General features: G+C 34.1%; 15 protein-coding genes and 2 pseudogenes. 16 read left to right on the top strand and 1 reads right to left on the bottom strand.

Annotated elements, in window-relative coordinates:
- The first annotated feature begins 3 nt into the window (after nucleotides 1-3).
- From EVI01_RS06295 to EVI01_RS06260, 8 genes and pseudogenes are all read left to right on the top strand, one after another.
- Nucleotides 4-1587: a gluconokinase gene (locus EVI01_RS06295; RefSeq protein WP_010750080.1), complete on the top strand. Its 1584-nt coding sequence runs from the start codon at nucleotides 4-6 to the stop codon at nucleotides 1585-1587.
- 134 nt (nucleotides 1588-1721) lie between these two features.
- Nucleotides 1722-2189: a Dps family protein gene (locus EVI01_RS06290; RefSeq protein ID WP_010750081.1), complete on the top strand. Its 468-nt coding sequence runs from the start codon at nucleotides 1722-1724 to the stop codon at nucleotides 2187-2189.
- Between the two features lie 304 nt (nucleotides 2190-2493).
- On the top strand, nucleotides 2494-2922 hold the full coding sequence (rplM, locus tag EVI01_RS06285) for a 50S ribosomal protein L13 (RefSeq protein WP_035008022.1): 429 nt from the start codon (nucleotides 2494-2496) through the stop codon (nucleotides 2920-2922).
- A 15-nt stretch (nucleotides 2923-2937) separates the two neighbouring features.
- Complete coding sequence (gene rpsI / locus EVI01_RS06280) at nucleotides 2938-3330, top strand: 30S ribosomal protein S9 (RefSeq protein WP_002287505.1); 393 nt, start codon at nucleotides 2938-2940, stop codon at nucleotides 3328-3330.
- Between the two features lie 441 nt (nucleotides 3331-3771).
- Nucleotides 3772-4839: a Fic family protein gene (locus EVI01_RS06275; RefSeq protein ID WP_010750083.1), complete on the top strand. Its 1068-nt coding sequence runs from the start codon at nucleotides 3772-3774 to the stop codon at nucleotides 4837-4839.
- 132 nt (nucleotides 4840-4971) lie between these two features.
- Nucleotides 4972-5082 (top strand): annotated as a pseudogene (locus EVI01_RS06270) (type II toxin-antitoxin system PemI/MazE family antitoxin); the annotation flags it as partial.
- Nucleotides 5082-5377: pseudogene (locus EVI01_RS06265) on the top strand (type II toxin-antitoxin system PemK/MazF family toxin). The pseudogenes EVI01_RS06270 and EVI01_RS06265, both read left to right, overlap by 1 nt.
- 680 nt (nucleotides 5378-6057) lie before the next feature.
- Nucleotides 6058-6561, top strand: coding sequence for a hypothetical protein (locus EVI01_RS06260; protein WP_010750085.1), 504 nt, complete (start codon nucleotides 6058-6060; stop codon nucleotides 6559-6561).
- A gap of 684 nt (nucleotides 6562-7245) precedes the next feature.
- Here the strand turns inward: EVI01_RS06260 and EVI01_RS06250 are convergent.
- Complete coding sequence (locus EVI01_RS06250) at nucleotides 7246-7974, bottom strand: Rgg family transcriptional regulator (protein ID WP_010750095.1); 729 nt, start codon at nucleotides 7972-7974, stop codon at nucleotides 7246-7248.
- A gap of 433 nt (nucleotides 7975-8407) precedes the next feature.
- Here EVI01_RS06250 and EVI01_RS14045 point away from each other — a divergent pair, with 433 nt between their 5' ends.
- The 8 genes from EVI01_RS14045 (at nucleotide 8408) to EVI01_RS06215 (ending at nucleotide 15349) form a co-directional block, all read left to right on the top strand.
- A complete protein-coding gene (locus tag EVI01_RS14045; protein ID WP_010750096.1) occupies nucleotides 8408-9229 on the top strand; it encodes a hypothetical protein in 822 nt (273 codons plus the stop codon).
- A gap of 18 nt (nucleotides 9230-9247) precedes the next feature.
- On the top strand, nucleotides 9248-9709 hold the full coding sequence (locus EVI01_RS06240) for a thioredoxin family protein (RefSeq protein ID WP_244150177.1): 462 nt from the start codon (nucleotides 9248-9250) through the stop codon (nucleotides 9707-9709).
- A complete protein-coding gene (locus EVI01_RS13645) occupies nucleotides 9710-9871 on the top strand; it encodes a hypothetical protein (RefSeq protein WP_010750098.1) in 162 nt (53 codons plus the stop codon). It abuts the gene before it with no gap.
- A 140-nt stretch (nucleotides 9872-10011) separates the two neighbouring features.
- Nucleotides 10012-11661: a MutS-related protein gene (locus EVI01_RS06235; RefSeq protein ID WP_010750099.1), complete on the top strand. Its 1650-nt coding sequence runs from the start codon at nucleotides 10012-10014 to the stop codon at nucleotides 11659-11661.
- Between the two features lie 247 nt (nucleotides 11662-11908).
- A complete protein-coding gene (locus EVI01_RS06230) occupies nucleotides 11909-12844 on the top strand; it encodes an ABC transporter ATP-binding protein (RefSeq protein ID WP_010750100.1) in 936 nt (311 codons plus the stop codon).
- Nucleotides 12837-13607 carry an ABC transporter permease gene (locus tag EVI01_RS06225; RefSeq protein WP_010750101.1) on the top strand — a complete coding sequence of 257 codons (771 nt, stop codon included), beginning with the start codon at nucleotides 12837-12839 and terminating at the stop codon, nucleotides 13605-13607. The genes EVI01_RS06230 and EVI01_RS06225 overlap by 8 nt, the downstream gene beginning before the upstream one ends.
- A 142-nt stretch (nucleotides 13608-13749) precedes the next feature.
- Nucleotides 13750-14271 carry a GNAT family N-acetyltransferase gene (locus EVI01_RS06220; protein ID WP_010750102.1) on the top strand — a complete coding sequence of 174 codons (522 nt, stop codon included), beginning with the start codon at nucleotides 13750-13752 and terminating at the stop codon, nucleotides 14269-14271.
- Nucleotides 14272-14386: 115 nt separating this feature from the next.
- Nucleotides 14387-15349 (top strand): tRNA dihydrouridine synthase, encoded by a 963-nt coding sequence (locus EVI01_RS06215; RefSeq protein ID WP_010750103.1) that lies wholly within the window; start codon nucleotides 14387-14389, stop codon nucleotides 15347-15349.
- The last annotated feature ends 488 nt before the right edge of the window (nucleotides 15350-15837 follow it).

Genomic DNA, 15837 nt, shown 5'->3' with positions numbered 1-15837 from the left:
AAAATGAAAATCTCCATCGGCGTGGATATCGGTACGACGCAAACAAAAGCTGTTGCATTTAACGAACAAGCAGAGGTAGTGGCTTCAAATTATTTTCTTAACCCCATGATCCAGGAAACACAAGGAATGGCTGAACAAGACCCAGATTTGATTTTTCATGGTGTTTGTATTGTGATCCGAGAAGTGATGAAAAATCTGCCTAAAAAGGTAACGATTGAAGTGATTTCTTTCTCGTCAGCCATGCATAGCTTAATTTTATTAGATGAAAATAAACTTCCGCTAACTCGTATGATCACATGGGCGGATAATCGTGCAAAAGACCAAGCAGAAGAATTAAAGCATGAACCATTAGGAAAACAGTTCTATCAACAATCAGGAACACCCATCCATCCTATGACACCACTTATTAAAATCAAATGGCTAAAAGAAACGCATCCAGAGCTGATCAAGCAAACGGCCTATTTTATAGGAATAAAAGAATATATCTTTTATCGCTTTTTTGGACGATTAATGTGTGATTATAGCACAGCTTCAGGTACAGGGTATTTTGATATTCATCGATTCACTTGGTCTGGAGAAATCATCGCATACTTAAAGATCAATCAAAATCAGTTGCCAGAATTGTTTCCTCCAACGACTAAAATCAGTGGCTTAAAAAAAGATATGCGAGAATTATTAGGTTTGGGAAATGATATATCTTTTGTTCTGGGAGGTGCTGACGGACCATTATCCAACTTAGGGTTAGGAGCATTTGGCGAACATATTGTTGCTTTAACTGTTGGAACAAGTGGAGCAATAAGATTTATTACCAATGAACCGTATCTACATCCAGAAATGGAAACTTTTTGTTATGTACTTGATCAAACGCATTGGATCATCGGAGGAGCTACGAGTAATGGAGCAGGAATCTTTGATTGGGCAAGTCAAACATTGATGCAGGAAGTGACACAAAAAGCCATTGCTCATGGTGAAAATCCCTATGATGAGCTACTTTCTTCCATTGCTTTTGTGCCCCCAGGTGCCAATGGCTTACTATTTCAGCCTTACTTATTAGGAGAAAGAGCACCACTATGGGAAGCAGAAGCCTCTGGCAGCTTTTTAGGGTTACAAAGAAACCATACAGAAAAAGAAATGATGCGGGCTATTTTAGAAGGTATTTGTTTAAACCTCAAAAGAATTTTGTCGGGGATTTGTAAAGAAGAACAGTTCATACAAGTTAGAGCGACGGGTGGTTTTTCAAATTCAGTTATTTTTCGACAACTAATGGCTGATGTTCTTGGTTATCCACTTGTTTTTCCAACTGTAACTGAATCTTCCGCTTTAGGTGCTGTTTTTTTAGGTTGGCAAAGTATCGGGAAAATCACTGAATTAAGTGAGGTCACCGAAAAGATACAATTAGAGACACAAGTTTTAGTACAAGAAAATGTTCACGAGGTTTATCAAAAAGTTTACCCGGTTTTTGTTGAAACACAAAAACAGTTAGCGCGAACTTATCAGCCATTAACACAATTACGTAAAATATTGAATATTGAAAAAAAGAAGAGGGTGAATAATAGAAGTGGTGGATGCTGCTTGGTCACTAGATAAACCATTATCGTTAGAACGTGATCTTAAGGAAATTTTATGATGAAAATCGTTCTCATCTAATTGATTTTGTTGTACTTTTGCTTCAAAGTTTACTATGCTTTAATTGTAAACAAAAGTTAGGAGGAGAAAAGAACATGAAATTTTCACAAACAAAAGAAGTATTAAATCAATTAGTGGCAGATTTGAGTCAAATGTCTGTCGTTGTTCACCAAACACATTGGTATATGCGAGGACCAGGTTTCTTAACATTGCATCCAATGATGGATGAATTTATGGACGATTTAAATGAACAATTAGATGAAATCTCAGAACGTTTGATTACCTTAGATGGTTCTCCTTATTCAACTTTACGTGAATTTGCTGACAACACAAAAATTCCTGATGAAGTTGGCCGTTGGGATCGTACAATTCCAGAACGCTTGGAAATCCTTGTAAGAGGCTATCGCTATTTAGCAGACCTTTATCAAAAAGGAATTGAAGTCTCTGGTGAAGAAGGCGACGATCCAACACAAGATATTTTTATCGAATTTAAAACAGCGACGGAAAAACGCATCTGGATGATTCAAGCCCATTTAGGAAAAGCACCAGAAATTGATGCGTAATTTTTAAGTAGTAGTTTGTATCCTATATAATAGTAAAAACTGTGAGGAAAGATGTTTCCTTGCAGTTTTTATTTTATCAAATTAAAAATAACTACTTCTAATTTTAGTCATAAGAAGAAATACGTCGATCAGTTGCTAACAAAAATTAAAGTTTTTCAACAGTAAGAAAAAACGTTGACATTAAGGGGATTAGCAGGTAATATGTTAAATGGTATTGTTTGCCCCACAAAGAGCCCCGGAAACTCGAAGTGTATGTCAAACATCAGAACTTAAATTGGAGGAAACTAACGTGCGTACAACATATATGGCCAAACCAGGCGAAGTAGAACGTAAATGGTATGTAGTAGACGCAACTGATGTTCCATTGGGACGTCTTTCAACAGTTGTTGCATCTGTGCTACGTGGTAAAAATAAACCAACTTTCACACCTCATTTGGACACTGGCGATTTCGTCATCGTAATCAATGCAGACAAAGTGAAATTAACAGGTAAAAAAGCGACTGATAAAATTTATTACCGTCACTCAAACTTCCCAGGAGGATTAAAATCAATCACTGCTGGCGAATTGCGTGCTAAAAATTCTCGTCGTTTGATCGAAACTTCTGTAAAAGGAATGCTTCCTAAAAATACTTTAGGTCGCAAACAATTTACAAAATTGAATGTATACGCTGGAGCAGAACATCCGCATGCAGCTCAACAACCAGAAGTTTTAGACATTACAAACTTAATCTAATAGGAGGGAATTTCATTGGCACAAGTTCAATATATCGGCACAGGCCGTCGTAAAAATGCAGTTGCTCGTGTACGCTTAGTACCAGGAACTGGTAAAATTACTGTAAACAAAAAAGATGTTGAAGAATACATTCCACATGCTGACTTGCGTGAAGTAATCAATCAACCTTTCGCTGTTACTGAAACAAAAGGCGCTTATGACGTATTTGTTAACGTAAACGGTGGAGGCTACGCTGGACAATCAGGAGCTATCCGTCACGGTATCGCTCGTGCATTGCTAGAAGTTGATCCTGACTTCCGTTTAGCTCTTAAACGTGCTGGCTTACTTACTCGTGACGCACGTATGGTCGAACGTAAAAAACCAGGTCTTAAGAAAGCACGTAAAGCTTCACAATTTTCAAAACGTTAAGAATACCATTATATCAACGTTTCAGACACTTTCCATTTTTTGGAAGGTGTCTTTTTTGTATTTTTGGTACGGCAATGGTACGAGCTTTTTAAAACTACCATACTTTTTTCAACTAAAGTTTCCTTCGTGATTACAGGGTTTTACGCTTTTAACTTTGACGCTGATTTTTCAAATCGGAGTTTTGGAAGAACACATTCATATGTTCAACCCAATGCTTTACCGATTTTTTTCTAACGAGAAATTTGGACTACTTGGTATTTATTTTCAAGTTTTTTTTTAAAACGTTAATTTTTACTGATATAAGTTCTAAGAGGCATGAAGCTCTTCAAAACATATTGTTCTTTCGATAGAAAATACTTTAAAAGAAGAATTTTTGAATTTTCTCCGCCACTATTTGTTTTTTACCGCCAAATAAGATAAAATGGCGGAGAAAAGAGGTGGATGGCGGTGAAAGAATTTGATTACCGTGAGTTGCATAAACTCACTCTCAGTTATGACTTGTTGAATATCCTGACCAAGATTCATGAATATAAAGGAAAACAAGAACTCTATATTGCCACAAAACCAGAGATTTTAAATAAGCTAACGGATTTGGCTTTGATTCAAAGTACAGAAGCTTCTAATAAAATCGAAGGGATTGCAACGACGGATGGCCGCTTGAAGCAAATCGTGGCCGAAAAGGTTAACCCCCGTAATCGTGATGAAGAAGAAATTGCCGGTTATCGGGATGTTTTGAAACTGATTCATGATAGCTACGAGTACATTCGCGTAGTGCCAAACGATATTTTAATGTTACACAAAAATCTTTATAATTACTCGGCTAAAAGCTATAAAGGAAAGTTCAAAAGTGGCGATAATGTCATTACAGAAAAAGATTTGGAAGGCAAGGAGCGAGTTCGCTTCATACCGGCACCGGCGTATTTGACGCCGGATTTAATTGAAGGCTTATGTTACCAATACAATCAAGCCATTCAGAAGGCTGAGATAGATCCTTTACTGTTGATTCCTTGTTTTGTTTTAGACTTTCTTTCGATTCATCCGTTTAGTGACGGAAATGGGCGGATGTCCCGCTTGTTGACATTGTTGTTGCTATACAAGTCAGGCTATTTAGTTGGTAAGTATATCAGTATTGAGATGCTGATTGAAAAATCAAAACAAACCTATTATGAGGCGTTAGAGGCAAGTTCTGTCGGTTGGTTGGAAAATGAACAGGACTATACGCCGTTTGTTCGTTATCTCGTTGGAATCATTTTGCGAGCTTATGAAAACTTTTCAGATCGTTTCGAGATGATTATCAATCGTGAGCTAACACCTGCTGAGAGAGTAGTAGAAGAACTAGAAAAATCTTTTGACCCTCTAAGCAGAGCTGATTTAGAAAGTTTGTTGCCGGATATTAGCCAGCGAACGATAGAACGGGCATTGGCTGAGCTACAAACAGAGAATAAGGTTCAAAAAGTTGGGCAAGGGCGTTCGACTAAGTATCAGCTAATAAATGAATTTAAATCGTAATACGTTTCACTGTCCCGCACTAGAAGTATAAAATCGGCAGTTTGCAAATCAAGGAGGCTAATTGAAATTTGAATAGCTAAAAATATCAGTTCAATGTGTCATTTGAAACTCGTTAGAACAAGTGTATATATAATTACATTGGTTCCTAAAATTAAAGACTTATTTAGTGGTAGAGAAGAGACAGAATGTTATGAAAAAGGTGCGTGGGAAGATTTAACGCCAGTAGGACGAGAAATCCTCTAATGATTGCAGAAAGAAATTGTATACCTGAAAAAAGAGTTATTGTTTGGATTGATTTTGATCCTTCAATAGGAAAAGCGATTCAAAAAAGAAGGCTTAGAGTAATGGTTTCTCTATATAATTTCAATTGTAAAACAATGTTTGCCATTATATGTCCAATTACATCGACTGTAAAAAAACTATCTATACGTTATTCTTTACCAGAAGATTTGGATACAAATGTAAAAGTACTTATTTCACAATTAAAAGCATTTGATTTCAAAAAAGAAAATGAAGAAAAATCGAAAGTGTAGCATAACAAGATATGGCTAAAATCGATCAAATTATCCAGTATATATTCTAAGTACTGTAATTAATTTTTACGATGTAAAATCAGCTATATAATATGGTGTAGAAGCAATCTCATATAGAATAACTTAAATACCATAAATTAGAATGATATTTGATAATAAAATCCAAAATCATATTTCGATTTTAAAAAGTGAATCATTATAATTAAAAAGAAGTTAACAGTGTTTCTGAACTGTTGGCTTCTTTATTTTACTGTTTAGTGTATAGGTTAGGTAAGTATGAAGGAGATTGATGCTCTACTTATTATATCGTCATAATTATAAATAACGTTAGAAATGTTATTTGTATAAAAAGCTACTAATACCAAATAATATATTAAACAAGGAATGATAAAAATGAAGTTAATAGTTGGAAAAAATATTGAAAAATGAATTTTAAAATAATTATTAATATTTATATATGAGTATGTTAAAATAACTTTTTGGGATGTTTTTAAAATTTAAAGGGGGTGGATGATAGTTATGAAATGTTTTATATTTAACTATTTAAATCGGTTTTAGTAGTCGATAAAAAGTTAGATTCTAAACGAATAAATAGTTATATAATAACTATTATAATATGTTTTATTAATTATTTAAATAACGTTTTTTGTTAAGAACAAAAAATATTTCTGAAAGGGATTTTTATATGATTAAAAAAATTATTACTGGAGCGTTGACTTCTTTTACTATTTTTTCAGCATGTTCGCCATTGTTGGTTAATGCAGAGGTAGTAACACAAGATAAGATAGTTAAATCTTCTAGCGCATTAAATGTTTTAATACCACAAGAAGAGAGCAAATTAAATTTTCTTACTTACATAGGATTTGAAGGAATAACGGATAGCTTTGAAATGGCTGTTCACACTTTTAATAAGACAACAAATAAATTAAATTTTCAGGATGGTGTGTCTCTAATTAATCCTGGAAGCCACATTTTTACTACGAATCAATTAATTGGAATTAAGTCAAATGGTTCAGAAGTTGTTTTAGATAAACAAAGTGCGACTGGTGGAGGCTTTGTTTTCACTATAAAATATCAAACTCAAATTAATGATTATAAAGATTATACTCACTTTAGAATTGATGTAGTATATCGTGATACCCTCTGGAATACAGAACGAAAAGCAACAGCAGATTTCACAATTGATTAAACCAGTTAATTGAGTGTCGAGACTGCTCAGTATATGGAAAACGGGAGAATTCGCAGTTTTTCAAATGCGATTAGTTGATATGGTATCCATCTAATCTAATGTTAATTTACACGTGAGAGCAAATCTCGAAAAATTTTTAAAAATCACAATTCTCAAAACATTAATTGCGATTATCATTCGAGTTACTAGAATCGTACTGGGCAAAGCAATGCTGAGCGCAGTTACCTTGATCCTAACTTTTCAGACACTTTCCAATTTTGGAGAGTGTCTTTTTTGTGTTTTTAGGCACGACAATGAATGGGCACGAACTTTTTAAACCTGCTATTCATTTTCCATTTTTTGCTTCTTCAATAGTGGTTCAAATTTTTCATAAGAGGATAAGATCAACAATGTTTAGTGTGTTCACATAAACTGCGGTAGCTTTTGTATCAGAATGAGTAAGCGCTCTAGAAATTGGTTCTATGGTTGTGCCACTCTCACATACAAGCTTACTAAAAATTATAACTCGGTTTATGATATATGTTATTTATAAAGTATTTACTTTGGTCTTTAACTGAATGGATGTGGTGGTTAAGTTAATCTATGTATACCGACATATTTCTACTAGTGTAAGTGAAAAGAATTTGTGCGAAGTGTCGTTTGTTCTCCAGCTTGAATGGCCTATTTCATTATAGAGTGATATATTTACTCAAAAATCGGTGGAATAGAATAAAGCTTTTCGAATTTTATTAAATCACATTTAAATTCATTGATTAAACTATTTAGCTCTAATAATTCTAGACCTTGAAAAATTTCAATCATTCGTTTTCGTCCATCTTTGTTATTTTTTTCTATATAAAAGATTAGTGCTTTATAAAATTGAACAGATATCTGAGTATTTTTTGCAAATAATGATCTATGTTGAATAGTTTCAAGTTTTTGTAAGTATTGTTTAGAGAAGCGAATATTTTTACGTTCTAACATTAAAAGAAAAGCATTATTATAAAGACTGGATAATATTGAATGAAAAATTTCAAAGTCGCTGTATTTTGAAATTTTTTTTTCGATTTCTTTAAGTCTCTGGGAAATATAGTTTGTATTGAAAAGAAATAGTAATGAGCTAAAACTGATCATTTCAAACCTTCCCCATTCATTTACTTTTTCTAAATAATTGGCAAAGTGATCTAGATATTTTCTATCATTTTTGTTCAGCTTACGTTTCTCTCTGGGCAGAGCATACCAATCAAAAGTTTTTATTAGTAAATAATTACGGATATCAACGATGTTTTGCGTAGTATATGCTTTTCTTCTAAGTATTTCTGAAGTGTACTTTCGGGAACCTTTATTCTCTTTAACATCACTAATAAATTTCTTTATCTTTTTATTTTTATCTCGTACGCTATCAACTTCTAAATATAGGATAAATTCGTCCATAGTTATATTTAATCTATCGAGTAATCTCAATAAAATAACGAAAGGTATACTGTTTTTTCCATTTTAATATCTAGATAATGTATCTCTTGTAGTTATATTATAAGCTAATTTTTTTTAGAAATCCCTCTATCAATACGTAATTTCTTGAGCAATTCCCAGATATCCATATTAACACTCCGTTCTTTTATAATTACGATGCATGAATTACACACAAAATAAAAAATAATTTGTATTTTTCATCATAATAACATAGTAGTTAAAATAAAAACATGGAAGGTGTGCATTTAATGTTAAAAATCAGTAATAGATTGACAGTGGGGTGGTGAAGAGATTTTCGCTTGTTCATTTTTTCTAGAGATGAAAGGAGGATGTAACTAAAGTATCACTTAATAAAAAAATTAATTGGATTGTAAAAGATAAAGGAAGAGTTTAGATGTCATACTTAGTAAAAAATTTACGTAAGATAACTGTAATAAAGTTTGGAACAATTTTTGCACTGTTATTGATATTAGGTAGTTCATTTATCCCAGTTTTAAGTGTCTCTGCAAATGAAGTAGTTTTTTCTAGGGTAACAAATGCAAAACTAATCTCAGACTTTACGGACGAAGAATTAGAAACGCTTGAAAAAATGTCTGATATTATGGAAACTACAAAATTAGTAAGTACAACAGAAAATAGTGAAATCAAGACAAGATTTCAAAGTGAGCTTCGCAATAGGAATATTGTTTTTCATGTACCCGAAAGCTCGTTAGATTTGACAAGCGCAAAAGTGTTACAAGTTACACAAAATTCAGAGGATTTTTATATGATTACAGTTCCCATAGTAGGTGATGGCTATAATTTATTTAGCAATTTGACGGTTACTTATAGTTGTAGTGGGAAAAATGAAGGATATCAAGAAACTATTATTAGCCAGGGATTGAACAATAAGACCCAAATTGAAACTTATGCAAACGGAAAATTGATGAAATCTAATTTACTTAATGAAGATTTTTTATCTAACGAACAAATTAAAAAGGATATGAAGAATGTACAAAAACAGGGAGCTTTGTTACCTCAGAGTAGAGGATTTGCTAATAAAGTTGCTTGTCTTGTTGTTGTTCTTGGTATTAGCAAGTATGTTGCGACAGTAATTGCAGGAGCTTGTGTTGGTTCATGCCCAGCTATCCCAGTTATTTGTGCTGCATGTGTTGGTGGTTTTGTAGCTTTAGGTACTGGAACAATGAGCTCTGTAGTAGCTTGTTTTAAACTTTGAATGTGGGATTGATAAGATGTGAAAAAGTTTGTTAAAAATAATAGCATAGTTATATCATGGCTGTGTCTCTTTGGAGTATTATTCTTATTGATTTTTTTTAAAACAGATGGATTTGGGATGAATAATACTTTACCTGAGATAAAGACAGAGATGTTAAAATTAAAGCTTGAAAATTCAGATACATTCTTATTATATGTGGGTAGACCGACTTGTGTTCAATGCCAAGAGTTCGAACCTACACTTCGAAATGTGTTAAAAAATGTGGGTGTAAAAGCCAATTATTATAGAACTGATGTAGCTCGAAATAAAGACGAGAAAAGCTTAGAAGCACTAGCAGAAAAACTCAATTTAGCTGTGATACCTTCGTTATTGATCATCTCTAAAGGTAAGATTGTTGCCAGATTAGATGGTGTTTATACTGAAAAAGCTATTTCTGAATTTTTAGAAAATAATAAAAACACCTTTGAGGAGGATGCATAGTTGTTTATACCCATATATAGTATGATACTTTTAGGATTATTTTTAGTCTTTTGTCTTTATGCTTTAAAAATACTTCAAAAAAATAATGAAGATACGCAACGTCAAATAGAACAATTAAGAAAAGACATTGAACTAATCTTAGAAAAACTGAAGGACAGATAACTAAAAAATTTGTATTTCCATTACGTTTAAACTATCCCTTGAAACGCGAATATATTTTTTCAGTTATCTATCAATAACCGCTCTTGTTCTCTTTCTTTCAATGCTATACTTAAGCAAACAACGTTAGATAGGAGAAAAGCATGGATCAAAAAAAATTTATTGCCGTAATGATTCTTGGGGTCATTATTTTACTGATTGGTTTGGAAATAAATTCACGACACAAATTAAAAGAAGAGGTTCGCAAGAAATGGGGGAAGTTGCCTTATCAACCTCGTTTTGATAAAGAGGAAAGTTTAAAAGAAGCTTGGTTGACAGAAAAAAAGTTTCGTTCTTGGCAGAGTGAAGTGGATGATTTGACTTGGTATGATTTGGATATGTTCGAAGTGTTTGAAGGAATCAATTTAACATATTCTAGCATTGGATCGGAAGCTTTGTATCAACGATTACGTAGCTTTGATTTTGTTAAGGATCAACGCTTGGAGCAGCTGATTGCTTTTTATAAGGAACAACCAGCGGTACGTGAAAGGATCCAATATCAGTTTGCTCGATTTGGTAAAAAAGATGGGAATTTTACGAAACAATACCTAGCGGATGGTCAAAGCAAAAAAGTTGGGCATATCGGTTTATTTACCTTACTAGGATTATTACCAATTTTTGGACTTATTCTTTTTTTAGTAGGACAAGTTTTTGGTTTTTATTTAGCGATAGGCAGTTTAGTCTTTAATGCGATTTATTATCAAGTAAAAAAACAGACGTTAGAGACAGAGCTCAATAGTATGGGTTATTTGGTTTCAACCATTTCAACGGCGAATCAATTGGCAAAAATCCAATCTCCATTACAAGCTGAATTACAAAAAAACATAAAGCCATTAAAGGATATCCCTAAATTTGGTTTTTCTTTTCGAGTAAAAAGTGGATCAGAGGCAGAAATTATATTTGATTACTTGAATATGATGTTTATGCTTCCGTTTATTTCTTACCATTTTGTTATTAATAAATTAGAAAAGAAGACAAATGAAGCAATGAAGGTCTGGGAACTATTAGGAGAACTGGAAGTTGCGGCAGCGGTGCTGAATTATCGAACATATATGCCGATTACTTGCCAACCCGAGTTTGTCAGTGGAGGTGTCGTTGCAAAAGATTGTTACCATCCGCTATTATCAGAAGCAGTGGTCAATCCGGTGGAATGGCAGAACAATACCTTAGTCACGGGATCGAATGCTTCAGGGAAATCAACTTATGTAAAAAGCATTGCGATTAACTGTATTTTAGCGCAAAGTATTCAAACTGTTTTAGCTGAAAAGTTTACATTAGAACATGGACATGTTTTGACTTCCATGGCAATCGAAGATGATCTATTCGAAGGGGATAGCTATTTTGTTTCAGAAATCAAATCAATCAAACGATTATTGGATAAAGTGGCAACAAAAGAACATTGTTATTGTTTTGTTGATGAAATCTTAAAGGGAACCAATACGATTGAGCGAATTGCTTCTTCTGCTTCGGTAGTGAAATGGTTGTCGGATTATCCTTCGTTGGCATTTGTGGCAACACATGATATTGAACTGACAGAGATTCTAAAAAATGAATGTGACAATGTTCATTTTGAAGAACAAGTCACACCAGAAAAAGGGATTAGTTTTGATTTTCAGTTGAAAGAAGGACCAGCAACAACTAGAAATGCGATTGCATTGTTAAAAGTATTGGATTATCCCGATAAATTAGTGGAAAATGCAAAGGAAGAAGCAACGTTTTTTGATCAGAATCGAACATGGCGTGTGTTTGAATAGCCGTAAAAAGAGTCGCAAGATTAATTGAAATCTTGTGGCTTTTAAAGTTTATGCGCTATTATTTTATCTTTTGTTTTGGTTAAATTGGATTAAAAGAGGTGAATTTCTACAATTAAATCGATGAACAGCAATAGTGGTCATTATTTTCTTTTAAGCAACGTTTTTTAGTTCTTTTCTTCGTTCAATCTGCCCATTCCGTGGTACAATAGAAAATTGTGAATTAGATAAAAAGGAGATTGTTAAACCAATGACACAGGCTCTTGAAATAAAAAATTTAAAAAAAGTATATGCAACGGGAGTTGAAGCGTTGCGAGGGATTGATTTAACAGTAGCAGAAGGTGATTTTTATGCGCTTCTTGGCCCAAACGGTGCTGGAAAATCCACGACTATTGGTATTATCACTTCGCTTGTAAATAAAACTTCTGGTGAAGTGAAAGTTTTTGGCTATGACCTTGATACTGACTTGGTTCGTGCGAAACAACAAATTGGCTTGGTGCCACAAGAATTTAATTTTAACCCTTTTGAAACGGTTCAACAAATTGTAGTGAACCAAGCAGGCTATTATGGTGTCTCACGTCAGGAGGCGTTAAAACGCAGTGAAAAATACCTAAAGCAATCCAATCTTTGGGAAAAGAGAAATGTTCGTGCCCGCATGCTCTCTGGTGGAATGAAAAGGCGGTTAATGATTGCTAGAGCATTGATGCATGAACCTAAGCTGTTGATTTTAGATGAACCGACAGCGGGCGTGGATATTGAATTAAGACGAGAAATGTGGGAATTTCTACGTGAATTAAACGAAAAAGGCACAACCATCATTTTAACCACTCACTATTTAGAAGAGGCGGAAATGCTTTGTCGAAATATTGGGATTATCCAATCAGGAGAATTGATTGAAAATACGAGTATGAAATCATTACTTTCAAAACTGCAATTTGAAACATTTATTTTTGATTTGGCTCCTTATGACCAGAAACCACTTATTCAAGGATACAATTATTTGTTTGAAGATGAGCGGACACTTGCGGTGGAAGTCGAACGCAACCAAGGGGTGAATGGCATATTTGATCAATTAAGTGAACAAGGTGTAAAAGTACTTTCGATGCGAAATAAATCCAATCGTTTGGAAGAATTATTCTTGAAAATTACAGAAGAAAATGGTCATGTGGAGGGAAAAAATGTTTAGTCTTTATTTTACCGCTTTAAAAAGTTTAGCGATCAAAGAAACGAATCGTTATTTGCGCATTTGGGTTCAAACATTAGTTCCGCCGGTTATTACAACATCGCTATATTTTGTAATCTTTGGAAAAATGATCGGTGGACGGATTGGTGATATGGGTGGATTTTCTTATATGGAATTTATCGTTCCAGGGTTAATTATGATGTCAGCGATCACTAGCTCTTATTCGAATGTTTCTTCTTCTTTTTTCTCGCAGAAATTCCAGAAAAATATTGAAGAGATTTTAGTTGCCCCCGTACCTACTCACGTGATTATCTGGGGATTTGTGATTGGTGGGCTAGGGCGTAGTGTACTTGTTGGTGCGTTAGTTACTATGATTTCCTTATTTTTTGTACCTTTACATGTGTATTCATGGGGAATGGTTATTATTACCTTATTGATGACTGCTATTTTATTTTCTTTAGCAGGTTTGATTAATGGTATTTTTGCTCAATCCTATGATGACGTGTCAATCGTGCCGACGTTTGTCTTACAACCATTGACTTATCTGGGTGGTGTTTTTTATTCTATTTCGATGTTACCCCCTGTTTGGCAAGCTGTTTCAAAAGTCAATCCAATTGTATATATGATCTCTGGGTTTCGGTATGGCTTTCTTGGAACAACGGATGTACCCATTATGGTTTCAATTGCTATTTTAATCTTATTTATTGTTGTCTTATATTCTGCTTGTTGGTATTTGATCAATAAAGGACGTGGATTGAGAAGTTAATTGGTTGCATAAGATAAAATCATTTTATGGAGAAGAAACTGGGAAAAGGTTATTTTTCCTAGTTTCTTTTTTTAAGTTTTATTTGTTGTTGCTATAAACTTGTTTACTGTATAAAATAGAAAATTAAAAAGGAGTAAATAGCATGACCCTTGTGTTTCAAAAAACGACAGAAGAAGATGTTCCTGCTGTTATGAAGATTATTGATGATGCCAAATCTTTACTTGCAGCCACAGGTAGCCCACAGTGGCAAAATGGTTATCCAAATATAGAAACGATCGAAAAAGATATAGAAGAGGCGATTTCTTATGTCCTTCTAGTCGATGGAGAGGTGGCAGGAATACTGGCTTTACAACAAACACCAGATAAAAATTACCAAGAGATCTTTGAAGGTAGATGGGAAGAAGAGGCGGACCCGTATACAACCATCCATCGTATCGCATTATCAAAAGCATTTCGAGGACAAAAACTAGCATATCGCTTAATTGAATTTGCGCAAGCAGAAACAAAGACATTAGGGATAACGCAAATAAGAGTAGATACGCATAGAATGAATAGTGGTATGCAACGGATCATGGCGCATTGCGGGTTTAAATTCTGTGGTATTGTTTATGTGGATGATTACGTGGATAATGAGCGACTAGCTTATCAAAAATTGTTGCAATAAAGGAATGAAGCGAGGATTTTGCTTCTTTTATATCTTACTAGTATAATGATCCTGTTTTTTTAGAAAATGAGTAATTTGATGGACTGATAAATTGCAATGAAATGGAGTGTCTTGCATGAAAGAGAATTTTTGGGCAGAGTTACCAAAGCCCTTTTTTATATTAGCACCGATGGAAGATGTAACGGATGTTGTTTTTCGACATGTAGTGAAAAAAGCAGGAAGACCGGACGTATTTTTTACGGAGTTTACCAACTCAGATAGTTTCTGCCATCCTGATGGAAAAGAGAGTGTCAGAGGCCGCCTAACGTTTACGGAAGATGAACAGCCAATGGTCGCTCATATTTGGGGAGATAAACCCGAATTTTTTAGAAAAATGAGCATAGAGCTTGCTGAAATGGGATTTAAAGGCATTGATTTGAACATGGGATGTCCTGTGCCAAATGTTGCTGAACGAGGAAAAGGGAGCGGTTTGATTTTACGTCCAGAAGTTGCGGCTGAATTAATTGAAGCGGCTAAAGCAGGGGGATTACCAGTCAGCGTGAAAACGAGAATTGGTTACACTGACAAAGAAGAATTAGAAGGTTGGTTGAGTCATCTCTTAAGACAAAATATCGCCAATCTTTCTGTGCATTTACGTACGAGGAAAGAAATGAGTAAAGTGAAAGCGCATTGGGATTTAATTCCTCGGATTGTGGCTTTAAGAGATAAAATTGCCCCACAAACACTGCTGACAATTAATGGCGATATTCCTGACCGTCAAACAGGCTTGGAATTAGTAGAAAAATATGGTGTAGATGGTATCATGATTGGTCGTGGCATTTTTAAAAATCCATTTGCTTTTGAAAAAGAACCGCAAGAACATTCAGCAGAAGAATTACTTGATCTTTTGCGCCTGCAATTGGACCTTCAAGACCAATATGCAAAGGAAATCCCTCGTTCAATGACTGGGCTTCACCGTTTTTTTAAAATTTATGTCAAAGGGTTTCCAGGTGCCAACGATTTACGTGTGCAACTAATGAATACTAAATCTACGGATGAAGTTAGAATTCTTTTAGATACTTTCCAAAAACGTGTATAGTACATTAGATTGCTTGATCGAAAGCGTAACTTTTTAATAAATACAATTAGTTTTAAATAAAAAGCCAAAAAATCTGAAAGTAATAAGTTTATTTTCGCGATTTTATGGCTTTTTTAGTTTGATAAAGAGAAATATTTTATCATTTTTAAAAATAGATTGGTAAATTTCAAAATACAAGTAATTATTTTCAACAGTTTGTTCTTAATTCTTGAAGCAGATCATGCTATTCACAATCTTATCTACAGTGTTCAAACATCAGCTTCTTGAAATAAGTCGAAATTTTTCAAAATATGAGGAGCTATTTTTCTCTGTTCGTTCTTATTACTTGAAGCAGACCAGCCTTCTCACAACCTTATCTACGGTGTTCACAGCATTGCTTCTACGAAATTAAGCCCAAAAATATGAGGAACTATTTTCGTATTTTCGTTCTTAACTCTTGAAGCAGACCATGCTGTTCACAACCTTATTCACGGTGTTCCATAGCCAGC

The organism is Enterococcus villorum, from assembly GCF_007990225.1.
GTDB classification, from domain to species: Bacteria; Bacillota; Bacilli; order Lactobacillales; family Enterococcaceae; genus Enterococcus_B; species Enterococcus_B villorum.
Note: the sequence above shows the minus strand (reverse complement) of the source record. Positions and strands in the feature narration are given on the sequence as shown.